The 23,794-nt window shown below is 57.5% G+C and carries 35 protein-coding genes; 33 read left to right on the forward strand and 2 right to left on the reverse strand.

Annotated features, from left to right (window positions below; translation table 11 throughout):
• The 31 genes from tuf to bfr all read left to right on the forward strand — a co-directional run.
• A partial coding sequence (tuf, locus tag FQ668_RS01595) for an elongation factor Tu (RefSeq protein ID WP_144179853.1) occupies positions 1–1,142 on the forward strand: 1,142 nt, incomplete at its 5' end.
• A gap of 141 nt (positions 1,143–1,283) precedes the next feature.
• Positions 1,284–1,595 carry a 30S ribosomal protein S10 gene (rpsJ, locus tag FQ668_RS01600; RefSeq protein WP_003186070.1) on the forward strand — a complete coding sequence of 104 codons (312 nt, stop codon included), beginning with the start codon at positions 1,284–1,286 and terminating at the stop codon, positions 1,593–1,595.
• 80 nt (positions 1,596–1,675) lie between these two features.
• A complete protein-coding gene (rplC, locus tag FQ668_RS01605; RefSeq protein ID WP_003255486.1) occupies positions 1,676–2,311 on the forward strand; it encodes a 50S ribosomal protein L3 in 636 nt (211 codons plus the stop codon).
• A 12-nt stretch (positions 2,312–2,323) separates the two neighbouring features.
• Positions 2,324–2,926, forward strand: coding sequence for a 50S ribosomal protein L4 (gene rplD / locus FQ668_RS01610; RefSeq protein ID WP_003255485.1), 603 nt, complete (start codon positions 2,324–2,326; stop codon positions 2,924–2,926).
• Complete coding sequence (rplW, locus tag FQ668_RS01615) at positions 2,923–3,222, forward strand: 50S ribosomal protein L23 (protein ID WP_003255484.1); 300 nt, start codon at positions 2,923–2,925, stop codon at positions 3,220–3,222. The genes rplD and rplW overlap by 4 nt, the downstream gene beginning before the upstream one ends.
• Before the next feature lie 14 nt (positions 3,223–3,236).
• Positions 3,237–4,061, forward strand: a complete 825-nt coding sequence (rplB, locus tag FQ668_RS01620) for a 50S ribosomal protein L2 (RefSeq protein WP_003255483.1) — start codon at positions 3,237–3,239, stop codon at positions 4,059–4,061.
• Between the two features lie 16 nt (positions 4,062–4,077).
• Positions 4,078–4,353 (forward strand): 30S ribosomal protein S19, encoded by a 276-nt coding sequence (rpsS, locus tag FQ668_RS01625; RefSeq protein WP_003255482.1) that lies wholly within the window; start codon positions 4,078–4,080, stop codon positions 4,351–4,353.
• An 11-nt stretch (positions 4,354–4,364) separates the two neighbouring features.
• On the forward strand, positions 4,365–4,697 hold the full coding sequence (gene rplV / locus FQ668_RS01630) for a 50S ribosomal protein L22 (RefSeq protein WP_003103908.1): 333 nt from the start codon (positions 4,365–4,367) through the stop codon (positions 4,695–4,697).
• A gap of 13 nt (positions 4,698–4,710) precedes the next feature.
• Positions 4,711–5,397, forward strand: a complete 687-nt coding sequence (rpsC, locus tag FQ668_RS01635; protein WP_003255481.1) for a 30S ribosomal protein S3 — start codon at positions 4,711–4,713, stop codon at positions 5,395–5,397.
• Between the two features lie 12 nt (positions 5,398–5,409).
• Positions 5,410–5,823 (forward strand): 50S ribosomal protein L16, encoded by a 414-nt coding sequence (gene rplP, locus FQ668_RS01640; RefSeq protein WP_003255479.1) that lies wholly within the window; start codon positions 5,410–5,412, stop codon positions 5,821–5,823.
• A complete protein-coding gene (rpmC, locus tag FQ668_RS01645; RefSeq protein WP_002555481.1) occupies positions 5,823–6,014 on the forward strand; it encodes a 50S ribosomal protein L29 in 192 nt (63 codons plus the stop codon). Before rplP ends, rpmC begins: the two co-directional genes overlap by 1 nt.
• 2 nt (positions 6,015–6,016) lie before the next feature.
• On the forward strand, positions 6,017–6,283 hold the full coding sequence (rpsQ, locus tag FQ668_RS01650; RefSeq protein WP_003255478.1) for a 30S ribosomal protein S17: 267 nt from the start codon (positions 6,017–6,019) through the stop codon (positions 6,281–6,283).
• A gap of 23 nt (positions 6,284–6,306) precedes the next feature.
• Complete coding sequence (gene rplN / locus FQ668_RS01655; RefSeq protein ID WP_002555479.1) at positions 6,307–6,675, forward strand: 50S ribosomal protein L14; 369 nt, start codon at positions 6,307–6,309, stop codon at positions 6,673–6,675.
• 11 nt (positions 6,676–6,686) lie between these two features.
• Entirely contained in the window at positions 6,687–7,001 is a 315-nt protein-coding gene (rplX, locus tag FQ668_RS01660) for a 50S ribosomal protein L24 (RefSeq protein ID WP_003255476.1), read from the forward strand.
• 20 nt (positions 7,002–7,021) lie between these two features.
• Complete coding sequence (rplE, locus tag FQ668_RS01665; protein ID WP_003255474.1) at positions 7,022–7,561, forward strand: 50S ribosomal protein L5; 540 nt, start codon at positions 7,022–7,024, stop codon at positions 7,559–7,561.
• A 13-nt stretch (positions 7,562–7,574) separates the two neighbouring features.
• Positions 7,575–7,880 (forward strand): 30S ribosomal protein S14, encoded by a 306-nt coding sequence (gene rpsN / locus FQ668_RS01670; RefSeq protein WP_003255472.1) that lies wholly within the window; start codon positions 7,575–7,577, stop codon positions 7,878–7,880.
• Between the two features lie 208 nt (positions 7,881–8,088).
• Entirely contained in the window at positions 8,089–8,481 is a 393-nt protein-coding gene (rpsH, locus tag FQ668_RS01675; protein ID WP_003255471.1) for a 30S ribosomal protein S8, read from the forward strand.
• A 12-nt stretch (positions 8,482–8,493) separates the two neighbouring features.
• The gene (rplF, locus tag FQ668_RS01680; RefSeq protein ID WP_003255469.1) at positions 8,494–9,027 is read left to right on the forward strand and encodes a 50S ribosomal protein L6; all 534 of its coding nucleotides are present in this window, start codon (positions 8,494–8,496) and stop codon (positions 9,025–9,027) included.
• Between the two features lie 10 nt (positions 9,028–9,037).
• Positions 9,038–9,388: a 50S ribosomal protein L18 gene (gene rplR / locus FQ668_RS01685; protein ID WP_003255467.1), complete on the forward strand. Its 351-nt coding sequence runs from the start codon at positions 9,038–9,040 to the stop codon at positions 9,386–9,388.
• A 3-nt stretch (positions 9,389–9,391) separates the two neighbouring features.
• Positions 9,392–9,892, forward strand: a complete 501-nt coding sequence (rpsE, locus tag FQ668_RS01690; RefSeq protein ID WP_003255465.1) for a 30S ribosomal protein S5 — start codon at positions 9,392–9,394, stop codon at positions 9,890–9,892.
• Positions 9,893–9,894: 2 nt separating this feature from the next.
• Positions 9,895–10,071, forward strand: a complete 177-nt coding sequence (gene rpmD / locus FQ668_RS01695; protein WP_003255463.1) for a 50S ribosomal protein L30 — start codon at positions 9,895–9,897, stop codon at positions 10,069–10,071.
• 3 nt (positions 10,072–10,074) lie between these two features.
• A complete protein-coding gene (gene rplO / locus FQ668_RS01700) occupies positions 10,075–10,509 on the forward strand; it encodes a 50S ribosomal protein L15 (RefSeq protein ID WP_003255461.1) in 435 nt (144 codons plus the stop codon).
• Entirely contained in the window at positions 10,510–11,841 is a 1,332-nt protein-coding gene (secY, locus tag FQ668_RS01705; protein WP_003257108.1) for a preprotein translocase subunit SecY, read from the forward strand.
• Positions 11,842–11,869: 28 nt separating this feature from the next.
• Positions 11,870–11,986 carry a 50S ribosomal protein L36 gene (gene rpmJ, locus FQ668_RS01710; RefSeq protein ID WP_002555468.1) on the forward strand — a complete coding sequence of 39 codons (117 nt, stop codon included), beginning with the start codon at positions 11,870–11,872 and terminating at the stop codon, positions 11,984–11,986.
• A 131-nt stretch (positions 11,987–12,117) separates the two neighbouring features.
• A complete protein-coding gene (gene rpsM / locus FQ668_RS01715) occupies positions 12,118–12,474 on the forward strand; it encodes a 30S ribosomal protein S13 (RefSeq protein ID WP_003255457.1) in 357 nt (118 codons plus the stop codon).
• A gap of 18 nt (positions 12,475–12,492) precedes the next feature.
• Positions 12,493–12,882: a 30S ribosomal protein S11 gene (rpsK, locus tag FQ668_RS01720; protein WP_003255454.1), complete on the forward strand. Its 390-nt coding sequence runs from the start codon at positions 12,493–12,495 to the stop codon at positions 12,880–12,882.
• A gap of 15 nt (positions 12,883–12,897) precedes the next feature.
• Positions 12,898–13,518, forward strand: coding sequence for a 30S ribosomal protein S4 (gene rpsD / locus FQ668_RS01725; RefSeq protein ID WP_003255453.1), 621 nt, complete (start codon positions 12,898–12,900; stop codon positions 13,516–13,518).
• 22 nt (positions 13,519–13,540) lie between these two features.
• A complete protein-coding gene (gene rpoA / locus FQ668_RS01730; protein ID WP_003255452.1) occupies positions 13,541–14,542 on the forward strand; it encodes a DNA-directed RNA polymerase subunit alpha in 1,002 nt (333 codons plus the stop codon).
• A gap of 42 nt (positions 14,543–14,584) precedes the next feature.
• Positions 14,585–14,971: a 50S ribosomal protein L17 gene (gene rplQ, locus FQ668_RS01735; RefSeq protein ID WP_003255451.1), complete on the forward strand. Its 387-nt coding sequence runs from the start codon at positions 14,585–14,587 to the stop codon at positions 14,969–14,971.
• Between the two features lie 172 nt (positions 14,972–15,143).
• Positions 15,144–16,583 (forward strand): catalase, encoded by a 1,440-nt coding sequence (locus FQ668_RS01740; RefSeq protein WP_014589477.1) that lies wholly within the window; start codon positions 15,144–15,146, stop codon positions 16,581–16,583.
• 163 nt (positions 16,584–16,746) lie between these two features.
• Positions 16,747–17,211, forward strand: a complete 465-nt coding sequence (bfr, locus tag FQ668_RS01745) for a bacterioferritin (protein ID WP_003255449.1) — start codon at positions 16,747–16,749, stop codon at positions 17,209–17,211.
• A 72-nt stretch (positions 17,212–17,283) separates the two neighbouring features.
• Here bfr and uvrA read toward each other — a convergent pair whose 3' ends face one another.
• Complete coding sequence (uvrA, locus tag FQ668_RS01750; RefSeq protein WP_178095657.1) at positions 17,284–20,118, reverse strand: excinuclease ABC subunit UvrA; 2,835 nt, start codon at positions 20,116–20,118, stop codon at positions 17,284–17,286.
• A gap of 129 nt (positions 20,119–20,247) precedes the next feature.
• On the opposite strand from uvrA, the gene FQ668_RS01755 reads away from it, so the two are divergent.
• A complete protein-coding gene (locus FQ668_RS01755; RefSeq protein WP_019439162.1) occupies positions 20,248–21,642 on the forward strand; it encodes an MFS transporter in 1,395 nt (464 codons plus the stop codon).
• A 9-nt stretch (positions 21,643–21,651) separates the two neighbouring features.
• Complete coding sequence (locus tag FQ668_RS01760; protein ID WP_003255446.1) at positions 21,652–22,197, forward strand: single-stranded DNA-binding protein; 546 nt, start codon at positions 21,652–21,654, stop codon at positions 22,195–22,197.
• A gap of 88 nt (positions 22,198–22,285) precedes the next feature.
• On the opposite strand, the gene FQ668_RS01765 is transcribed toward FQ668_RS01760, so the two are convergent.
• The gene (locus FQ668_RS01765) at positions 22,286–23,668 is read right to left on the reverse strand and encodes a PLP-dependent aminotransferase family protein (RefSeq protein ID WP_019439163.1); all 1,383 of its coding nucleotides are present in this window, start codon (positions 23,666–23,668) and stop codon (positions 22,286–22,288) included.
• Between the last annotated feature and the right edge of the window lie 126 nt (positions 23,669–23,794).

The raw sequence follows: 23,794 nt of genomic DNA on the forward strand, positions 1-23,794 counted from the left end.
TCGTTGAGTTCGACAAGATCGACTCGGCTCCGGAAGAAAAAGCGCGCGGTATCACCATCAACACCGCTCACGTCGAGTACAACTCGAACATTCGTCACTACGCTCACGTTGACTGCCCAGGTCACGCTGACTACGTGAAGAACATGATCACCGGTGCTGCCCAGATGGACGGTGCTATCCTGGTTTGCTCGGCCGCCGATGGTCCGATGCCACAAACCCGTGAGCACATCCTGCTGTCCCGTCAGGTAGGCGTTCCGTACATCGTGGTCTTCCTGAACAAGGCTGACCTGGTAGACGACGCTGAGCTGCTGGAACTGGTCGAGATGGAAGTTCGCGACCTGCTGTCCACCTACGACTTCCCAGGCGACGACACTCCGATCATCATCGGTTCCGCTCGTATGGCCCTGGAAGGCAAAGACGACAACGAAATGGGCACTACCGCTGTCAAGAAGCTGGTAGANATCGGTTCCGCTCGTATGGCCCTGGAAGGCAAAGACGACAACGAAATGGGCACTACCGCTGTCAAGAAGCTGGTAGAAACTCTGGATGCCTACATCCCTGAGCCAGTTCGTGCCATCGACCAGCCGTTCCTGATGCCAATCGAAGACGTGTTCTCGATCTCGGGTCGTGGTACCGTTGTTACCGGTCGTATCGAGCGTGGTATCGTCCGCGTTCAGGATCCGCTGGAAATCGTTGGTCTGCGTGACACCACCACCACCACCTGCACCGGTGTTGAGATGTTCCGCAAGCTGCTGGACGAAGGTCGTGCTGGCGAGAACTGCGGCGTTCTGCTGCGTGGTACCAAGCGTGACGACGTTGAGCGTGGCCAGGTTCTGGTCAAGCCAGGTTCGGTCAAGCCGCACACCAAGTTCACCGCAGAAGTCTACGTCCTGTCGAAGGAAGAAGGCGGCCGTCACACTCCGTTCTTCAAAGGCTACCGTCCACAGTTCTACTTCCGTACCACTGACGTGACCGGTAACTGCGAACTGCCGGAAGGCGTTGAAATGGTAATGCCAGGTGACAACATTCAGATGACTGTTACCCTGATCAAGACCATCGCAATGGAAGACGGTCTGCGCTTCGCTATCCGTGAAGGCGGTCGTACCGTCGGCGCCGGCGTTGTGGCAAAAATCATCGAGTAATCACTCGACCGATTGAAAAAACCCCCGCTCAGCGGGGGTTTTTTTTATTGGGTTGACACTAATTGGGGGCGTCTATAGAATCACGCCTCCTTTTAGCGGGCGTAGTGCGTCCGTTGGGAACAGCCTGGAGTCTGAAATCCAATGCAAAATCAGCAAATCCGTATCAGGTTGAAGGCTTTCGACCATCGCCTGATCGACCAATCCACCCAGGAAATCGTGGAAACCGCGAAACGTACTGGTGCACAAGTGCGTGGTCCAATTCCACTGCCTACCCGCAAAGAGCGTTTCACCGTTCTGGTCTCCCCGCACGTCAACAAAGACGCGCGTGACCAGTACGAGATTCGCACTCATAAGCGTGTTCTGGACATCGTCCAGCCAACGGATAAAACCGTTGATGCGCTGATGAAGCTTGATCTGGCGGCAGGTGTGGAAGTACAGATCAGCCTCGGCTAAGACTTCGGTCTAGTCGTGTAACGCTCTGAAATGGGCGGCCATAGCGGGTGAAAGCCCCGTACACTCATGAGGTTTACAACATGACTATTGGTGTAATCGGTCGCAAGTGCGGTATGACCCGCATTTTCACCGAAGAAGGTGTCTCCATTCCGGTCACGGTCATTGAGATCGAGCCGAATCGCGTCACCCAGTTCAAAACTGAAGAAACCGATGGCTACCGTGCAGTGCAAGTCACTGTCGGCGAGCGTCGTGCTTCGCGTGTGACTGCCGCTCAGGCAGGCCACTTCGCCAAGGCCAACGTTGCCGCTGGTCGCGGTGTTTGGGAGTTCCGTCTTGAAGAAGGCGATTTCCAGGCTGGCGATCTGATCAAAGCTGAACTCTTCACTGCAGGCCAGCTGGTTGACGTTACTGGTCAGTCCAAAGGTAAAGGCTTCGCCGGTACCATCAAGCGCTGGAACTTCCGTGGTCAGGACAACACCCACGGTAACTCCGTGTCGCACCGTGTTCCTGGTTCCATCGGCCAGTGCCAGACTCCTGGTCGTGTGTTCAAGGGCAAGAAAATGTCCGGTCACATGGGCGCCGAGCGCGTGACTGTTCAGTCCCTGGAAGTAGTTCGCGTAGACGCTGAACGCAACCTGCTGCTGATCAAGGGTGCCGTACCTGGCGCTACTGGCGGCGACGTGGTTGTACGTCCAGCTGTCAAGGCTCGCGGTTAAGGGGAAACTGACATGCAACTTAATGTAAATGACGCTCAGGCGATCGAAGTTTCCGAACTGACTTTCGGTGGCGAATTCAACGAGACGCTGGTTCACCAAGCAGTCGTGGCCTACATGGCCGGCGGCCGTCAGGGCACCAAGCAGCAGAAGACCCGTTCCGACGTGGCTGGTGGCGGTAAGCGCCCATGGCGTCAGAAGGGTACTGGCCGTGCTCGTGCTGGTACCACTCGTGGTCCGATCTGGCGTGGCGGTGGTGTAACCTTCGCAGCTCGCCCTCAAGATCACTCGCAAAAGCTCAACAAGAAGATGTATCGCGCAGCTCTGCGCTCCATCCTCGCTGAGCTGGTGCGTAGCGACCGTCTGGTCGTGGTTCAGGACTTCGCTGTTGAAGCACCGAAAACCAAAGATCTGCTGAACAAGCTGAACGGCATGGGTCTGAGCGATGTACTGATCGTTTCCGACGCTGTTGATCAGAACCTGTACCTGGCTGCTCGTAACCTGCCGCACGTCGACGTACGTGACGTACAAGGTTCCGACCCGGTCAGTCTGATCGCATACGAGAAAGTGTTGATCACTGTCTCGGCCGTGAAGAAATTCGAGGAGCTGCTGGGATGAACCAGGAACGCGTATTCAAAGTCCTCCTTGGCCCGCACGTTTCCGAGAAGGCTACCGTTCTGGCTGAGAAAAAAGGCCAGTTCGTATTCAAGGTTGCTACTGATGCAACCAAGCTGGAAATCAAGAAAGCTGTCGAAGGCCTGTTCAACGTAAAAGTTGAAAACGTGTCGACTGTTAACGTTCTGGGTAAAACCAAGCGTACCGCACGTGGTCTGGGCAAGCGTAATGACTGGAAGAAGGCGATCGTCTCCCTTCAGCCAGGCCAAGATCTCGATTTCAGCAGCAGTGCTGAGTAAGGAAGGGGTGCATCATGGCAATCGTTAAATGCAAACCGACTTCCCCTGGCCGCCGTTTCGTGGTCAAGGTGGTCAACAAGGAGCTGCACAAAGGCGCTCCTCACGCACCGCTGATCGAGAAAAAATCGAAGTCTGGTGGTCGTAACAACAATGGCCGCATTACCACTCGTCACGTTGGTGGTGGTCACAAGCAGCATTACCGTCTGGTCGACTTCCGTCGCAACGACAAAGATGGCATTCCAGCCACTGTCGAGCGTATCGAATACGATCCAAACCGTACTGCTCACATCGCCCTGCTGTGCTACGCAGACGGTGAGCGTCGCTACATCATCGCGCCTAAAGGCGTGAGCGCTGGCGACCAGCTGATCGCAGGTGCCCTGGCCCCAATCAAGGCCGGTAACTCCCTGCAGCTGCGCAACATTCCAGTAGGTAGCACCATTCACGGCATCGAACTGAAGCCGGGTAAAGGTGCTCAGATCGCTCGTTCCGCTGGTGCTTCGGCTCAGCTGATCGCTCGCGAAGGTGTCTACGTGACCCTGCGTCTGCGCTCTGGTGAAATGCGTAAAGTCCTGGCTGAGTGCCGTGCGACCCTGGGCGAAGTCTCGAACTCCGAGCACAGCCTGCGTTCGCTGGGTAAAGCTGGTGCCAAACGCTGGCGCGGCGTTCGCCCAACCGTTCGTGGTGTTGCCATGAACCCGGTTGACCACCCACACGGTGGTGGTGAAGGTCGTACCTCCGGTGGTCGTCATCCGGTATCGCCATGGGGCTTCCCAACCAAGGGTGCTAAAACCCGTGGTAATAAGCGTACCGACAACATGATCGTCCGTCGTCGCAAGTAACTAGAGGGATACGACAGTGCCACGTTCTCTGAAAAAAGGTCCTTTTATCGATCTTCACCTGTTGAAGAAGGTCGAAGTGGCGGTGGAGAAGAACGATCGCAAGCCAGTTAAAACCTGGTCGCGCCGTTCGATGATCCTGCCACAAATGGTCGGTCTGACCATCGCGGTTCACAACGGTCGCCAGCATGTCCCAGTTCTCGTGAACGAAGACATGGTCGGCCACAAACTGGGCGAGTTCGCCGGTACCCGCACCTATCGCGGGCACGTGGCTGACAAGAAAGCCAAGCGTTAAGGGGTAAGGAAATGGAAGTAGCCGCTAAGTTGTCGGGCGCTCGCATCTCCGCCCAGAAAGCCCGCTTGGTCGCCGACCAGATCCGCGGGAAGAAGGTGGGCGAAGCGCTCAACCTGTTGGCCTTCAGCAGCAAAAAAGCCGCTGAAATCATGAAGAAAGTCCTCGAGTCGGCCGTAGCCAACGCCGAACACAACGAAGGCGCAGACGTTGATGACCTGAAGGTCTCCACCGTCTTCGTCAACGAAGGGCGTTCGCTGAAGCGCATCATGCCACGTGCCAAAGGCCGTGCTGATCGCATCGTCAAGCGGTCTTGCCATATCACTGTCAAGGTTGCGGACAAGTAACGGAGTCGATCAGATGGGTCAGAAAGTACATCCCACTGGCATTCGCCTGGGAATCGTCAAGGAGCACACCTCCGTCTGGTACGCAGACGGTGCTACTTACGCAGATTACCTGTTGAAGGATCTGAAAACGCGTGAGTACCTCCAAGACAAACTAAAAAGCGCGTCCGTAAGCCGTATCGATATTCATCGTCCGGCTCAAACTGCACGCATCACCATCCACACCGCTCGTCCCGGTATCGTTATCGGTAAGAAAGGTGAAGATGTCGAGAAGCTGCGTCAGGACCTGACCAAGCAGATGGGTGTGCCTGTGCACATCAACATCGAAGAGATCCGCAAGCCGGAACTCGACGCTATGCTGGTTGCGCAGAGCGTAGCTCAGCAGCTGGAACGCCGTGTAATGTTCCGTCGCGCCATGAAGCGCGCGGTACAGAACGCCATGCGTATTGGTGCCAAGGGCATCAAGATCCAGGTGAGCGGTCGTCTCGGCGGTGCTGAGATTGCTCGTACCGAGTGGTATCGCGAAGGTCGTGTGCCTCTGCACACCCTGCGTGCCGATATCGACTACAACACCTACGAAGCTCACACCACTTACGGTGTGATCGGTGTGAAGGTTTGGATCTTCAAAGGCGAAGTTATTGGTGGTCGCCAAGAAGAACTGAAACCACAAGCACCAGCGCCTCGTAAAAAAGCTGCTAAGTAAGGGGTACGCCAAATGTTGCAACCAAAGCGTACAAAATTCCGCAAGCAGATGACTGGCCACAACCGTGGTCTGGCACTGCGCGGTAGCAAAGTCAGCTTCGGCGAATTCGCCCTGAAAGCTGTTGCTCGCGGTCGCCTCACCGCTCGCCAGATCGAGTCCGCACGTCGTGCGCTGACCCGTCACGTTAAGCGTGGCGGTAAGATCTGGATCCGTGTGTTCCCGGACAAGCCGATCTCCAAAAAACCTCTTGAGGTTCGTATGGGTAAAGGTAAGGGCTCCGTGGAATACTGGGTTGCCCAGATTCAGCCAGGCAAAGTCCTGTACGAGATCGAGGGTGTTTCTGAAGAGCTGGCGCGCGAAGCTTTCGCCCTGGCTGCTGCAAAGCTGCCTCTCGCCACCTCCTTTGTTAAGCGGACGGTGATGTGATGAAAGCGAATGAACTTCGTGAAAAATCGGCACAGCAACTGAACGAGCAACTGCTCGGCTTGCTGCGCGACCAGTTCAATCTGCGTATGCAGAAAGCAACTGGCCAGTTGGGGCAGTCGCACCTGCTCTCGCAAGTTAAGCGTGACATCGCTCGCGTGAAAACTGTGCTCAACCAGCAGGCAGGTAAGTGATCATGGCTGAAGCTGAAAAAACCGTCCGTACGCTGACTGGCCGTGTCGTCAGCGACAAAATGGACAAGACCATCACCGTTCTGATCGAGCGTCGCGTAAAGCACCCGATCTACGGTAAATACGTTAAGCGTTCGACTAAGCTGCACGCGCACGACGAAGCCAACCAGTGCAAGATCGGCGACAAGGTTTCCATCCGTGAAACCCGTCCGCTGGCCAAGACCAAGTCCTGGGCACTGGTTGAAGTCCTCGAACGCGCTGTTGAAGTCTAAGGGCTAAGGGTCGGAGAAATTTTATGATTCAGACTCAATCCATGCTCGATGTGGCCGATAACAGCGGCGCTCGTCGCGTCATGTGCATCAAGGTACTCGGCGGTTCGCACCGCCGTTACGCCGGTATCGGTGACATCATCAAAGTAACCGTCAAGGAAGCAATTCCGCGCGGTAAGGTCAAAAAAGGCCAAGTGATGACCGCTGTCGTCGTACGTACCCGTCACGGTGTTCGTCGCGCTGACGGTTCCATCATTCGTTTCGACGGCAACGCTGCTGTTCTGCTGAACAACAAGCAAGAGCCGATCGGCACTCGCATCTTCGGGCCAGTGACCCGTGAACTTCGTACTGAGAAGTTCATGAAGATCGTCTCGCTCGCCCCTGAAGTGCTGTAAGGAGATCCGACATGCAAAAGATTCGTCGTGACGACGAGATCATCGTGATCGCCGGCAAAGACAAAGGTAAGCGCGGTAAGGTGCTGAAGGTTCTGGCTGATGACCGTCTGGTTATCGGTGGCGTGAACCTGGTCAAGCGTCATACCAAGCCTAACCCGATGGCGGGCGTACAGGGCGGTATCGTCGAGAAAGAAGCGCCTCTGCACGCTTCCAACGTTGCCATCTTCAACGGTGAAACCAACAAGGCTGACCGCGTTGGTTTCAAAGTAGAAGACGGTAAAAAAATTCGTGTCTTCAAGTCGACCCAAAAAGCGGTTGATGCTTGAACACTGCTAGGTAGAAGACCATGGCACGACTGAAAGAGATTTACCGGAACGAAATCGCTCCTAAGCTTAAGGAAGAACTTAAGCTGTCGAACGTGATGGAAGTTCCGCGCGTTACCAAGATCACCCTGAACATGGGTCTGGGCGAAGCGATCGGCGACAAGAAAGTCATCGAGCACGCTGTTGCCGACCTGGAAAAGATCACCGGTCAAAAGCCGGTCGTGACTTTCGCTCGCAAATCCATCGCTGGCTTCAAAGTCCGCGAAGGCTGGCCGATCGGCGTCAAGGTGACCCTGCGTAGCGACAAGATGTACGAATTCCTGGACCGCCTGCTGGCGATCTCCCTGCCTCGGGTTCGCGACTTCCGCGGCCTGAATGCCAAGTCCTTCGATGGTCGTGGCAACTACAGCATGGGCGTGAAAGAGCAGATCATCTTCCCGGAAATCGACTACGACAAGATCGATGCTCTGCGCGGTTTGGACATCACCCTGACCACCACTGCTCGTTCGGACGACGAAGGCCGCGCTCTGCTGCGTGCTTTCAAGTTCCCGTTCCGCAACTGATTGGAGTAGGAAAATGGCCAAGAAGAGCATGAAAAACCGCGAGCTGAAGCGTCAGCTCACGGTAGCAAAGTTCGCTAAGAAGCGTGCTGAGCTGAAAGCGACCATCGTCAACCTGAACGCCTCTCCAGAAGAGCGTTTCGCTGCCGTTGTCGCTCTGCAGAAGCAGCCACGCGACGCTAGCGCCTCGCGCCTGCGCAACCGTTGCCGCCTGACCGGTCGTCCTCACGGTGTATACCGTAAGTTCGGCCTGGGCCGTAACATGCTGCGTCAAGCTGCAATGCGCGGTGACGTACCAGGCCTGGTCAAGGCCTCCTGGTAATCGCTGCAGGCAAGGCACGGGTGGAAGGGGAGCAATCTTCCGACCGCCGGTGACCTTGCCAACAAACAAGCCCCTATATGGGGCTTGTTTCGTTTCTGCCTTGTGTCTAGAATGACCGGCTCACCTGAGCCTGGGTTTTTGCCCAAACCGTTCGGGTGGTTGTCATAGCCGCAAGGCTAATAATTCTTGTATCAGGAGCATCTAGCCCATGAGTATGCAGGACCCGTTAGCGGACATGCTAACTCGCATCCGTAATGCCCAGATGGCTGAAAAGTCCGTCGTAAGCATGCCTTCCTCTACCCTGAAGGTCGCGGTTGCCAAAGTTCTGAAGGACGAAGGTTACATCGCTGGCTACCAGGTAACTGGTGAGGCCAAGCCTTCCCTGTCGATCGAACTGAAGTACTTCGAAGGCCGTCCGGTCATCGAGGAACTGAAGCGCTCCAGCCGTCCAGGCCTGCGCCAGTACAAGGCCGTCACCGATCTGCCGAAAGTACGTGGCGGTCTGGGCGTGTCTATCGTCTCCACCAACAAAGGTGTGATGACTGATCGCGCTGCGCGCGCTGCCGGTGTCGGCGGCGAAGTTCTGTGCACAGTGTTCTAAGGGGGGATAGACATGTCTCGCGTCGCTAAGAACCCCGTTAAGCTGCCATCCGGTGTCGAAGTCAAATTCGCCGGCCAGCAGCTTTCGGTGAAGGGTGCCAAAGGTACTCTCGAACTGAACGTTCACTCGTCTGTTGAAGTTACCGAAGAGTCTGGTGAGCTGCGTTTCGTCGCTCGCAATGGTGACCAGCAAGCTCGTGCCATGGCCGGTACCACCCGCGCTCTGGTCAACAACATGGTCCAAGGCGTAAGCCAAGGCTTCGAGCGCAAGCTCCAGCTGGTCGGTGTTGGTTACAAGGCACAGGCTAAAGGCACCGTCCTGAACCTGGCCCTGGGCTTCTCTCACCCAGTGGACTACGAACTGCCAGCCGGTATCACCGCTGAAACACCTAGCCAGACCGACATCCTGATCAAGGGTATCGACAAGCAGCTGGTAGGTCAGGTGGCCGCTGAAATCCGCGACTTCCGTCCGCCAGAGCCTTACAAAGGTAAAGGTGTGCGTTACGCGGACGAAGTAGTCCGTCGTAAAGAAGCCAAGAAGAAGTAGGGCCTAGTAAATGACCGACAAAAAAGTTATTCGACTGCGTCGCGCTCGCAAAGCACGTCTCAAGATGCACGAACTCGAAGTCGTGCGCCTGTGCGTGTTCCGCTCCTCGCAGCACATCTACGCCCAGGTCATTTCGGCCGACGGCAGCAAGGTTCTGGCAAGCGCCTCGACCTTGGACAAAGACCTGCGTGATGGCGCCACTGGCAACATCGACGCGGCCACTAAGGTTGGCAAGCTGGTAGCTGAGCGTGCGAAAGCCGCCGGTGTATCTCAAGTTGCCTTTGACCGTTCCGGCTTCAAGTACCATGGCCGCGTCAAAGCGCTGGCTGATGCTGCTCGTGAAGGCGGGCTGGAGTTCTAAGTTATGGCAAATAACGATCAAAAGCGCGACGAAGGCTACATCGAGAAGCTGGTTCAAGTTAACCGCGTTGCCAAAACCGTAAAAGGCGGCCGTATCTTCACCTTCACCGCGCTGACCGTGGTTGGTGATGGTAAAGGTCGTGTTGGCTTCGGCCGTGGCAAGTCGCGCGAAGTACCAGCCGCGATCCAGAAAGCCATGGAAGCTGCTCGCCGCAACATGATCCAGGTTGACCTGAAGGGCACCACCCTGCAGTACGCCACCAAGGCTGCCCACGGCGCCTCGAAGGTTTACATGCAGCCTGCCTCGGAAGGTACCGGTATCATCGCCGGTGGCGCAATGCGTGCTGTCCTGGAAGTTGCTGGTGTTCAGAACGTTCTGGCCAAGTGCTACGGTTCGACCAACCCAGTGAACGTGGTTTACGCCACCTTCAAGGGTCTGAAAGCCATGCAATCTCCTGAATCCATTGCCGCCAAGCGTGGCAAGAGCGTCGAGGAGATCTTCTGATCATGGCAACCGTAAAAGTAACGCTGATCAAGAGCGTCTCGGGCCGTCTGCCTAACCACAAGCTGTGTGTTAAAGGCCTGGGTCTGCGTCGCATCGGTCACACTGTAGAAGTCCAGGATACTCCCGAGAACCGCGGGATGATCAACAAGGCTTACTACATGCTGAAGGTCGAGGGCTAATCGATGAAACTCAATGATCTGAGTCCAGCGCCGGGTTCCCGTCGCGAGAAGCATCGTCCAGGTCGTGGTATCGGTAGCGGTCTGGGTAAGACCGGCGGCCGTGGCCACAAAGGTCAGACTTCCCGTTCGGGTGGTTCGATCGCTCCTGGCTTCGAAGGCGGTCAACAGCCGCTGCACCGTCGCCTGCCGAAGTTCGGCTTCGTTTCCCTGAAAGCCATGGACCGCGCTGAAGTGCGTCTGTCCGAGCTGGCCAAAGTGGAAGGCGACGTGATCTCCGTGCAATCCCTGAAGGATGCCAACGTGATCAACCAGCACATTCAGCGTGTGAAAATCATGCTGTCTGGCGAAGTTACTCGCGCAGTCACCATCAAGGGTATCGCAGCCACCAAGGGTGCGCGTGCGGCTATCGAAGCAGCTGGCGGCAAATTCGAGGAATAAATGGCTAAGCAAGGTGCTCTCTCTTCGCTCGGTAAGGGCGGGATGTCGGAACTCTGGGCTCGTCTGCGCTTTCTGTTCATGGCGATCATCGTCTATCGGATAGGTGCGCATATCCCGGTTCCCGGCATCAATCCGGACCGTCTGGCGGATCTGTTTCGGCAGAATGAGGGGACCATTCTTAGCTTGTTCAACATGTTTTCCGGTGGCGCGCTCGAGCGCATGAGCATCTTTGCACTGGGGATCATGCCGTACATTTCGGCATCGATCATCATGCAGTTGATGACGGCGGTCAGCCCGCAACTGGAGCAGTTGAAGAAGGAAGGTGAAGCTGGCCGTCGCAAGATCAGCCAGTACACCCGCTACGGCACCGTTATCCTGGCACTGGTCCAAGCCATTGGCATGTCCATTGGCCTGGCCAACCAGGGCGTGGCGTTTTCTGTAGGCCTGGGCTTCCATGTCGTCGCTGTTTCCACTTTCGTGGCAGGCGCGATGTTCATGATGTGGCTGGGCGAGCAGATCACCGAGCGCGGTGTGGGCAACGGTATCTCGATGTTGATTTTCGCGGGTATCGTTGCCGGTCTTCCGAGAGCAATCGGGCAGTCTTTCGAGTCTGCACGCACAGGCGATATCAACATTTTCGCCCTGGTCGCCATCGGTCTGCTGGCAGTAGCGATTATCGGTTTTGTGGTGTTCATTGAGCGTGGTCAGCGTCGTATCGCCGTTCATTACGCCAAGCGTCAGCAGGGCCGTAAGGTCTTCGCTGCGCAGACTAGCCACTTGCCGCTGAAAGTGAACATGGCGGGGGTTATCCCGGCCATTTTCGCGAGCAGCATTCTGCTGTTCCCGGCTTCGCTGGGTGCCTGGTTTGGTCAGTCCGAAGGTATGGGCTGGCTGCAGGACATCTCGCAGTCGATCGCTCCTGGTCAGCCGTTGAATATTCTGCTGTTTAGTGCAGGGATCATTTTCTTCTGCTTCTTCTACACAGCGTTGATGTTCAACCCGAAAGACGTAGCGGAAAACCTGAAGAAGTCCGGTGCCTTTATTCCGGGTATCCGTCCTGGTGAGCAGTCGGCGCGCTACATTGATGGCGTTCTGACCCGTTTGACCATGTTCGGTGCTCTTTACATGATGGCCGTCTGCCTTCTGCCCCAGTTCCTGGTGGTGGCAGCAAATGTGCCGTTCTACCTTGGCGGGACCTCGTTGCTGATTGTGGTAGTGGTTGTGATGGACTTCATGTCCCAAGTACAATCGCACCTCGTTTCGCACCAGTACGAATCCCTGATGAAGAAAGCCAACCTGAAAGGCTACGGTGGCAGCGGTTTGCTGCGCTGATACGCCCCTAAGGTTCGAGGAGTCGGTAATGAAAGTTCGTGCATCGGTGAAAAAGCTGTGCCGTAACTGCAAGATCATCCGTCGCGAAGGCGTCGTACGAGTGATCTGCAGCGCGGAACCGCGTCACAAACAGCGCCAAGGCTGAGTGTGATCTGCGCTTCAAACCCAGCAGCTAGTGTGCTGCTGGGTTGATTATTCGTTTCTACAGCGATATTATCTCGCGCCCTATTTCTTGGCTTCCGGGGCGTAGGTAGCTGTCAATTGGAGTCCCACTGAATGGCCCGTATTGCAGGCGTCAACATTCCAGATAACAAGCATACTGTTATCTCGCTGACCTACATCTATGGTGTCGGTCGCACAACTGCACAGAAGATTTGTGCAGACGCTGGTGTAAACCCAGCCGCTAAGATCAAGGATCTGAGCGACGAGCAAATCGAAACCCTGCGTGGCGAAGTCGCGAAGTTCACCACCGAAGGTGACCTGCGTCGTGACATCAACATGAAGATCAAGCGCTTGATGGACCTGGGTTGCTACCGCGGCCTGCGTCATCGTAAAGGTCTGCCGGTTCGCGGTCAGCGCACCAAGACCAACGCACGCACCCGTAAGGGCCCGCGTAAGCCGATCCGCAAGTAATCGCCCAGGAATATAGACATGGCAAAACCTGCTGCTCGTCCTCGTAAGAAAGTCAAAAAGACAGTGGTTGATGGCATCGCCCACATCCATGCTTCTTTCAACAACACCATCGTGACCATCACCGACCGTCAGGGCAATGCTTTGTCCTGGGCGACCTCCGGTGGTTCGGGTTTCCGTGGTTCGCGCAAATCCACCCCGTTCGCAGCTCAGATCGCTGCTGAGCGTGCTGGTCAAGCTGCGCTGGAATACGGTCTGAAGAACCTCGACGTTAACGTCAAGGGTCCAGGTCCAGGTCGTGAGTCCGCCGTTCGTGCATTGAACAGCTGCGGCTACAAGATCGCCAGCATCACCGACGTGACGCCAATCCCGCACAACGGGTGCCGTCCGCCGAAGAAGCGTCGCGTGTAATCAGGAGACAGAAGAATGGCACGTTACATTGGTCCAAAATGCAAACTGTCTCGTCGTGAAGGCACTGATCTTTTCCTGAAGAGCGGCGTTCGCGCTCTGGAATCGAAGTGCAATATCGAAGCAGCCCCAGGTATCCACGGCCAGCGCCGTGGCCGTCAGTCCGACTACGGCACCCAGCTGCGTGAGAAACAAAAAGTCCGTCGTATCTACGGTGTTCTGGAGCGTCAGTTCCGCGGTTACTACCAAGCTGCTGCCTCGAAAAAAGGCGCAACCGGTGAAAACCTGCTGCAACTGCTCGAGTGCCGTCTGGATAACGTCGTTTACCGTATGGGCTTCGGCTCGACTCGTTCCGAGTCCCGTCAGCTGGTTTCGCACAAAGCGATCAGCGTCAACGGTAAGACTGTAAACATTCCATCCTACCAAGTTCGTCCGGGTGACGTGGTCGCAGTCCGCGAGAAATCGCTGGGCCAGTTGCGCATTGTTCAAGCCCTTGAACTGTGCGCCCAGCGTGGCCGCGTTGAGTGGGTTGACGTGGATGCTGCTAAAAAGTCGGGCGTTTTCAAGAACGTTCCTGCTCGCAGCGACCTGTCTGCCGACATCAACGAAAACCTGATTGTCGAGCTCTACTCCAAGTAAGGGCTAGAAAATAGGTGCATCCATGCAGATTTCGGTAAATGAGTTCCTGACTCCCCGCCACATTGATGTGCAGGTAGTCAGTCCGACCCGCGCCAAAATTACGCTCGAGCCTCTCGAGCGTGGTTTCGGCCATACCCTGGGCAACGCGCTGCGCCGCATCCTGTTGTCCTCCATGCCTGGCTGTGCAGTAGTCGAGGCCGAGATCGATGGCGTACTCCATGAGTACTCCGCGATCGAAGGTGTTCAGGAAGACGTAATTGAAATCCTGTTGAACCTGAAAGGTCTCGCTATCAAACTGCATGGTCGTGACGAAGTTACGCTGACCTTGTCGAAAAAGGGTTCGGGGGTGGTTACCGCTGCCGATATTCAGCTGGATCACGATGTCGAGATCGTCAACCCCGATCACGTAATCGCGAACCTGGCGTCGAACGGCGCTCTGAACATGAAGCTCACTGTAGCTCGTGGTCGTGGTTACGAGCCGGCCGACTCCCGTCAAACCGACGAAGACGAAAGCCGTAGCATTGGCCGTCTGCAGTTGGACGCCTCCTTCAGCCCGGTGCGTCGTATCGCCTATGTGGTCGAGAACGCCCGTGTTGAACAGCGTACCAACCTGGACAAACTGGTCATTGATCTGGAAACCAACGGCACCCTGGATCCTGAAGAGGCTATCCGCCGCGCTGCGACCATTCTGCAACAGCAGTTGGCTGCGTTCGTCGACCTCAAAGGTGACAGCGAGCCTGTCGTAGTCGAGCAGGAAGACGAGATCGATCCGATCCTGCTGCGTCCGGTTGACGACCTGGAACTGACTGTACGTTCGGCCAACTGCCTCAAGGCGGAGAACATCTACTACATCGGCGACCTGATTCAGCGTACCGAAGTAGAGCTGTTGAAGACTCCTAACCTGGGTAAGAAGTCCCTGACTGAAATCAAGGACGTTCTGGCCTCTCGTGGTCTGTCTCTCGGCATGCGCCTCGACAACTGGCCGCCTGCAAGTCTTAAGAAAGACGACAAGGCGACCGCCTGATCGTCGTAATCACCGAACGTAGTGTTTGGTAAGGAATGAATCATGCGTCATCGTAAAAGTGGACGTCACCTGAGCCGTACCAGCTCTCACCGCAAGGCTATGTTCCAGAACATGGCAGTGTCGCTGATCGAGCACGAGCTGATCAAAACCACCCTGCCGAAAGCCAAGGAACTGCGCCGCGTTGCCGAGCCGCTGATCACCCTGGCCAAGGAAGACAGCGTTGCTAACCGTCGTCTGGCCTTCGACCGTACCCGTTCGAAGTCCGCTGTTGGCAAACTGTTCAACGACCTGGGCAAGCGTTACGCCACCCGTCAGGGCGGCTACCTGCGCATCCTGAAGTGCGGTTTCCGCGCTGGCGACAACGCGCCTATGGCGTACGTCGAGCTGGTTGATCGTCCGGTCGGCGGTGCTGTAGAAGCTGCTGAGTAAGACGTTCTGTCTGCTACAGAAAACCGGGCCTAGTGCCCGGTTTTTTGTTTGTACATCTATTGTTTATCTCTATTGATTTAAGTCATGTAATGAATTTGTCCCTGTAATCTTGCTCGTCAATACTCTCTCTACAGCCGATTAGCCGGCCCTTGAAGAACGAAAAGGAGAGCCCATGAGCAAGATTCTCACCACCGCTAGCGGTGCACCTGTAGCCGACAACCAGAACTCCCGCTCCGCTGGCCCGCGCGGTCCGCTGCTGCTCGACGACTTCCACCTGATCGAGAAGCTCGCCCATTTCAACCGCGAGAACATTCCTGAGCGCCGCGTCCATGCCAAAGGCTCGGGCGCCTACGGTACCTTTACCGTTACTCACGATATCACCGGCTATACCAGCGCCAAGCTGTTCGAAGAGGTCGGTAAACAAACCGAGACTTTCTTACGGTTCTCCACCGTTGGTGGCGAGCGCGGCTCTGCAGATACCGAGCGTGACCCGCGTGGCTTCGCGGTGAAGTTCTACACCGAAGAAGGTAACTGGGACATCGTCGGTAACAACACGCCAGTGTTCTTCATTCGTGATCCACTGAAGTTCCCGGACTTTATCCACACCCAGAAGCGCCACCCGCAGTCCAACCTGAAGAATGCTCAGATGATGTGGGACTTCTGGTCGCACTCCCCAGAAGCGCTGCATCAGGTCACCATCCTGTTTTCCGACCGTGGCATTCCGGACGGCTACCGTCACATGCATGGCTTTGGCAGCCACACCTACAGCCTGATCAATGCAAAGGGTGAGCGCACTTGGGTCAAGTGGCACTTCAAGACCCAACAAGGCATCAAGAACCTCACCCCGGCAGACGCTGCACGCCTGGCAGGTACCGACCCGGACTACGCTCAGCGCGACCTCTTCGAGGCCATCGAGCGTGGCGACTACCCGCGCTGGACTGTCTGCATTCAGGTGATGAGCGAAGCCGAGGCTGCCAGCCGCGATGAGAACCCATTCGACGTGACCAAGACCTGGTCGCAGAAGGATTATCCGCTCATCGAGGTGGGTGTACTGGAGCTCAACCGTAACCCGCTGAACTATTTTGCGGAGGTCGAGCAGGCCGCGTTCGGGCCGAGCAATATGGTGCCCGGCGTCGGTCTTTCGCCGGACCGCATGCTGCAAGGCCGTGTATTCGCCTACGCTGACGCGCACCGCTATCGCGTGGGTACCAACCACCAGCAATTGCCAGTCAACGCGCCACGCTGCCCGGTGAACAGCTACCAGCGTGACGGCTCGATGGCCACCGGCAGTTACGGTAGTGCACCGAACTACGAGCCAAACAGCTACAGCGATGCCCCGAAACAGTCGCCACGTCATGTTGAGCCAGCATTGGCCATGAATGGTTCGGCTGATCGCTACGATCACCGCGAGGACACCGACTACTTCAGCCATGCCGGCGCTTTGTTCCGTTTGATGAACGATGAGCAGAAGGCCCTGCTGATCAGCAACATCGCCGGTACCATGGCGGGCGTCAGCGAAGACGTGATCCAGCGTCAGTTACAGTACTTCTTCAAGGCGGATCCGGCCTACGGCGAAGGAATTGCCAAGGCTTTGGGCATCAATCTCGCCTAAGTCGAAGTGATAAGAAGAACCGCCCTCATTTGGGCGGTTTTTCAATGAATATCACTACTGTTTAACCGATTTTTTGCGTCTAATTGCGCGTTTTTCAGTGACCATAGACAAAAGCTGGTTCACACTATGTGGCATAGACGTTTTCACATGGAGAATCAGGGCGATGCAAGGCCACCCGGATGTAATCAACTATCTCGTCACGCTGCTGAAGGGCGAACTGGCGGCACGCGACCAGTACTTCATTCATTCGCGCATGTACGAAGACTGGGGCCTGTCCAAGCTCTACGAGCGCATCAACCACGAGATGGAGGAAGAGACGCAACACGCCGATGCCCTGATGCGTCGTATCCTCATGCTCGAAGGGACCCCTGACATGCGAGCGGATGACCTGGAGGTCGGCAGCACCGTGCCGGAAATGATCGAGGCGGACCTCAAGCTCGAATACAAGGTGCGCGGTGCGCTTTGCAAAGGCATCGAGCTGTGCGAATTGCACAAGGACTACGTCAGTCGTGACATCCTGCGTGCGCAGCTGGCCGACACCGAAGAAGATCACACCTACTGGCTTGAGAAGCAGCAGGGCCTGATCAAGGCCATCGGGCTGGAAAACTACCTGCAGTCGCAGATGTAAGTTATCCACAGACTCAAGTAAAAGCCCCTGGCACCATCGGTACCAGGGGCTTTTTCATTGCGCTGGCAATACTCAGGCCCTATCCCGCTCCAGCAATGGTTTCAGGTAATGGCCGGTATATGACTGCTTCATCTCGCTCAGCTCTTCTGGTGTACCGCAGGCAATGATCTGCCCACCCTTGGAGCCGCCCTCAGGCCCCAGATCAACCAGCCAGTCGGCGGTCTTGATCACATCCAGGTTATGTTCGATCACCACCACGGTGTTGCCGTGGTCGCGCAGGCGATGCAACACGTCCAGCAGTTGCTGGATATCGGCAAAGTGCAGACCGGTGGTAGGTTCGTCGAGGATGTACAAGGTCTTGCCGGTATCGCGCTTGGACAGTTCGCGCGACAGCTTTACCCGCTGCGCCTCACCGCCGGACAACGTGGTCGCTGATTGCCCCAGTTTGATGTACGAGAGGCCCACATCCATCAACGTTTGCAGCTTGCGCGCCAGCGCCGGCACCGCATCGAAGAACTCGCGGGCATCCTCGATGGTCATTTCCAGCACCTCGTGGATGTTCTTGCCCTTGTACTTGATCTCCAAGGTTTCGCGGTTGTAGCGCTTGCTCTTGCACACGTCACACGGCACGTAGATGTCCGGCAGGAAGTGCATTTCCACCTTGATCAGGCCATCGCCCTGGCAGGCCTCGCAACGGCCACCCTTGACGTTGAACGAGAAACGCCCCGGGCCATAACCACGCGAGCGTGACTCCGGGACACCGGAGAACAGCTCGCGGATCGGCGTGAAGATGCCGGTGTAGGTCGCCGGGTTGGAGCGCGGCGTGCGGCCGATCGGGCTCTGGTCGATATCCACCACCTTGTCCAGGTGCTGCAGGCCGTCCATGCTGCTGTGCGGTGCGGCTTCCAGGCTGCTTGCGCCATTGAGGGCGGTGGCGGCCAAGGGGTAAAGGGTATTGTTGATCAGCGTCGATTTACCCGAGCCGGATACACCGGTCACGCAGGTCAGCAGGCCGATCGGTACTTCCAGGTCGATGTTCTGCAGGTTGTTGCCACGTGCGCCCTTGAGCTTGAGCTGCAGCTTCTTGTTGCGCGGTGTGCGCTTGGCCGGCACGACGATCTTCTTGCGCCCGGACAGGTACTTGCCAGTCAGCGAATCGGGATGGTCCATGACCTCCTGGGGCGAGCCCTCGGCGACGATCTGCCCACCGTGAACACCGGCGCCCGGGCCGATATCGACCACGTAGTCGGCCAGCCGAATGGCGTCCTCGTCGTGTTCCACCACGATCACCGTGTTGCCCAGGTCGCGCAAATGGTTAAGTGTGGCCAACAGGCGGTCGTTGTCGCGTTGATGAAGGCCGATGGACGGTTCATCGAGGATGTACATCACCCCCACCAGACCGGCACCGATCTGGCTGGCGAGTCGGATACGTTGCGCTTCGCCACCGGACAGGGTGTCGGCGCTACGATCCAGGGTCAGGTAGTCGAGGCCGACATTGACCAGAAACTGAAGTCGTTCGCAGATTTCCTTGAGGATTTTTGCCGCGATTTCGCCACGTCGGCCAGTAAGGGTCAGTTGACCAAAGTAGTTGCTGGCTTCACCGATCGGCATATTGGTTACAGCCGGCAGGGTCTTCTCGCCCACCCACACATGGCGCGCCTCGCGGCGCAGGCGCGTACCCCGGCAATCCGGGCACGGTTGCGTGCCAAGGAATTTGGCCAGTTCTTCACGCACGGTGGCCGATTCGGTTTCGCGGTAGCGACGCTCAAGGTTTGGCACAATGCCTTCGAACGGGTGCGATCGCTTGACGATGTCGCCTCGGTCGTTGAGGTACTTGAAATCGACACTCTGCTTGCCGCTGCCCTGCAGGATCACTTTCTGGTGTTCGGCTGACAGCTCGCCGAAAGGCTCCTCCAGGCTGAAGCCGTAGTGCGCAGCCAACGAACCGAGCATCTGGAAGTAGTACACGTTACGCCGGTCCCAGCCGCGGATCGCGCCTTCGGCCAAGGTCAGTTCGGTGTTGACCAGGCGTTTGGTGTCGAAGAACTGCTTGACCCCCAGGCCGTCGCAGGTCGGGCAGGCGCCAGCCGGGTTGTTGAAGGAAAAGAGCTTCGGTTCCAGCTCGCTGATCGCGTGGCCGCACACCGGACAGGCGAAGCGCGCGGAGAAGATCGTCTCTTCGCCTTGTTCGTCGTCCATCGGTGCCACCAGGGCAATACCATCGGCCAGCTTCAACGCGGTTTCGAACGATTCGGCCAGGCGCTGTTGCAGGTCGGCGCGGACTTTAAATCGGTCCACCACCACATCGATGCTGTGCTTCTTTTGCTTGTCCAGCTTGGGCAACTCATCAAGCTCGTAGAGCTTGCCGTTGACCCTGGCCCGCACGAAGCCCTGGGCGCGAAGCTCGTCAAACACCGCCAGGTGCTCGCCCTTGCGCTCGCGCACTACCGGCGCAAGCAGCATCAGCTTGCTGCCTTCCGGGCGCTCCAGCACCAGGTCGACCATCTGGCTGATCGTTTGCGCCTCCAGCGGGATATCGTGGTCCGGGCAGCGTGGAGTACCGACACGGGCGTATAGCAGGCGCAGATAATCGTAGATTTCGGTGATGGTGCCGACCGTGGAGCGCGGGTTGTGCGAGGTCGACTTCTGCTCGATCGAAATCGCTGGCGACAGGCCTTCGATGGTGTCGACGTCGGGCTTTTCCATCATCGACAGGAACTGCCGGGCGTAGGCCGACAGCGATTCCACGTAGCGGCGCTGGCCTTCGGCGTACAAGGTATCGAACGCCAGGGACGACTTGCCGGAACCGGACAAGCCGGTGATCACGATCAACTTGTCCCGGGGCAGGGTCAGGTCGATGTTCTTCAGGTTGTGGGTACGTGCCCCACGAATAAGGATCTTGTCCACTGCGGCCTCGCTTGGCGGGCATAAACAAGGAAGTATACGGCGCGCCAGTATGACGCGGCAAAGCGTCGCGTTGATGCCGTCAAGCTGTCGGACTGATAGAATCGCCGCCGGTTCACACGAGGTTAATCCATGTACGACACCCACAACGAGCGTATGAGTAGCGGCGAAACCCGCGCCGCTGGCGGCCTTGCCCTGGTCTTTGCCTTTCGTATGCTGGGCATGTTCATGGTCTTGCCGGTACTGGCCACCTACGGCATGGACCTGGCTGGCGCCACGCCTGCCCTGATCGGCCTGGCCATTGGTGCCTATGGCCTGACCCAGGCGGTATTGCAGATCCCGTTCGGGATGATTTCCGACCGCATCGGTCGCCGGCCGGTGATTTATCTGGGGCTGGTGATCTTCGCCCTGGGCAGTGTACTGGCGGCCCAAGCCGACTCTATCTGGGGCGTGATTGCCGGGCGCATCCTGCAGGGCGCGGGGGCAATTTCTGCTGCGGTCATGGCACTGCTGTCGGACCTCACCCGCGAACAACACCGGACCAAGGCCATGGCCATGATCGGCATGAGCATCGGCCTTTCGTTTGCTGTCGCCATGGTCGTCGGTCCATTGCTGACAAGTGCCTTTGGTTTGTCAGGTTTGTTCCTGGTCACGGCTGGGCTGGCCCTGGTCGGCATGCTGTTGATCGCGTTTGTCGTGCCCAACACCCACAGCATTTTGCAGCACCGCGAGTCGGGTGTGGCGCGCCAGGCCATCGGCCCGACCCTGCGCCATCCGGACCTTCTGCGCCTGGACGTAAGCATTTTCATCCTGCACGCCGTCCTCATGGCCAGCTTCGTTGCGCTGCCGCTGGCGTTCGTCGAGCGTGGCGGCCTGCCCAAGGAGCAGCACTGGTGGGTGTACCTGACCGCGCTGTTCATCTCATTTTTTGCAATGGTCCCGTTCATCATCTACGGCGAAAAAAAGCGCAAGATGAAACGTGTGTTGGCCGGCGCGGTCAGTGTCCTGCTGCTGACGGAGATATACTTCTGGGAGTGGGCTGACGGTTTGCGCGGACTGGTGATTGGCACCGTGGTATTCTTTACCGCATTCAACCTGCTGGAGGCTTCGCTGCCTTCTCTGGTGAGCAAGGTGTCGCCTGCCGGTGGCAAGGGGACGGCAATGGGAGTGTATTCCACCAGCCAGTTCCTCGGTGCAGCGTTAGGCGGGATTCTTGGCGGCTGGCTGTTCCAGCACGGTGGGCTGAACACGGTGTTCCTCGGTAGCGCGGTGCTGTGTGCTATCTGGCTGATCGTCGCCTTGCGCATGAACGAGCCGCCATATGTGACCAGCCTGCGCATGCCTCTGGCGCCTGAGGCGGTCCGGGAGGCCGGCCTGACCGAGCGCCTGATGGCCGTGCCGGGTGTGACCGACGCTGTGGTGGTGGAAGAAGAAGCCGCCATCTATATCAAACTGGATACGAAAATTTTGGACCGTGCGACCCTCGAGCGACTGGTGAATCCAGCCTCTTCGGCGTGCGAAGCCTAGGAGAACGTTATGGCCCGTGGGGTTAACAAAGTCATTCTGGTCGGTACCTGTGGCCAGGATCCCGAAGTCCGCTACCTGCCCAACGGTAACGCCGTGACCAACCTGAGCCTGGCCACCAGCGAGCAGTGGACTGACAAGCAGTCGGGCCAGAAGGTCGAGCGTACCGAGTGGCACCGTGTGTCGCTGTTCGGCAAGGTTGCCGAAATCGCTGGCGAATACCTGCGCAAGGGTTCGCAGTGCTACATCGAAGGCAAGCTGCAGACCCGCGAGTGGGAAAAAGACGGCATCAAGCGCTACACCACCGAGATCATCGTCGACATCAACGGCACCATGCAGCTGCTCGGCGGTCGTCCGCAAGGCCAGCAGCAGGGCGGCGACCCGTACAATCAGGGTGGCGGCAATTATGGTGGTGGCCAGCAGCAACAGTACAACCAGGCACCGCCACGCCAGCAGGCCCAGCGCCCGCAACAGGCCCCTCAGCGCCCAGCGCCGCAACAGCCTGCGCCGCAGCCGGCGGCTGACTTCGACAGCTTCGATGACGATATTCCGTTCTGATCAAAGCGGTAGGGCGTTCAGCAAGACGAAACCCAGGGCAGTTGCCCTGGGTTTTTTTATGGGCAGCACCGCGTATCTGGCATCGCTTTCAGTAGAACAACCGCGGTTCCGGCGAATCCAGCAGGCTTGCCAGCTTGGTCAGGGCAAAGCCCAGTGCCTGGCGGCTGGGTGCCATCAGAGCGATGCGCACACCGCTGGTGGCGTGGCTGCGTTCTGGCAGGAACTGGCTGCCGCTGACCACTGTTACGCCGTTGTCACGTGCCAGGTTGGCAAATTCGTCGCTGGTCCAAGGTTCTGGCAGCTCCAGCCAGATATGGAAACTGTGGGGCTGACTGCGGATCTTGTATTGGCCAAGAATCTCCCGGGCCATGTGCTGGCGCGCGGCCGCCTCCTGCTGCTGCATACGCACCAACTGGTCGGCCTTGCCGCTGTTGATCAGGTTACTGGCCAATTGCGCCATCAGAGGCGATGGCATCCACACGCTGCTGCGTACCATCGATGATAACCGCGACAGGGTTTGCGGCGGGGCGTACAGGTAGCCGATGCGCAGCGCCGGCAGCACGCTTTTGGACAGGCTGGTGAGGTATACCGAGCGTTCAGGCGCATACGCTGCAAGCGGCTTGTAGTCCGGGCTGGGCTCGAGAAAACCATAGATATCGTCATCCACGATGAACAGGTCGAACTCACGGGCGATCTCGGCGATAGCCTGGCGCCTTGCTGGGGGCATGATCGAGTTGGTCGGGTTCTGGTGCGTGGTGACGCACACCAGCAGGGAAGGGCGGTGTTCCAGGCAGGCCGCGCGCAATGCCTCCGGGATGAGCCCGTGTTCGTCCATGGCGACGCCGCGCAGGCGCCGGCCCAGGCTGTGGGCCAGGGATATGATGCCCGGGTAGCAGAGCGACTCGCACAGCACCACATCGTCACTCTTCGACAGGCTGCTGATGGCCACCAGCAGCCCATGTTGGGCGCCAGCGGTCAGTACTACCTGCTGCCAGCGAGCATCAGGCAGCCAGCGCTGTATCCAGGTCGCACCGGCTTGTTTGTGGGAGGTGTGACCACCCTCTGTCACATAGTCGAGTACCTGCCCCAAGTTCGAGGAGGAGGCCAGTTCGCTGATAGCCGTGCCTAGCCACTCGCTCATGTGAGCGTCGTTGGGCTTGATGATCGAGAGGTCGATCTGGTTACTCTCGCCGGCAACGGATGTGGGTACCGACGGGGCGGGTAATGGCTGCCGTAGTTGCCTGACAAATGTGCCCCGCCCTACCTCGCCAGCCACCAGACCACGCTTGGCTGCTTCGTCGTAGGCCCTGCCAACAGTGCCGGGGGTTACATTCAGCGCCTCGGCCAGGTCCTTGAGCGTGGGTAAGCGATCGCCTTCTGCAAGCCGACCACTTTCGATGTCCTGTTCAAGGGCATCAGCGATCATCAGGTAAACCGGCTGTGTTTGATGGCTGTATTGGGGGACCCACATGGAGATGGCACCAGGCTTTGCAAGAGCGCGAAAGCCTAGCATGAAAGCTCGGATGCAGGTAATGATGGTAATTGGCTAAATTGAGTTGAATTTATTTTAGATTGAATCGATTCAATTTTTGAAATT

It is taken from the genome of Pseudomonas sp. Kh14, assembly GCF_900291005.1.
Classification (GTDB): Bacteria; Pseudomonadota; Gammaproteobacteria; order Pseudomonadales; family Pseudomonadaceae; genus Aquipseudomonas; species Aquipseudomonas alloputida.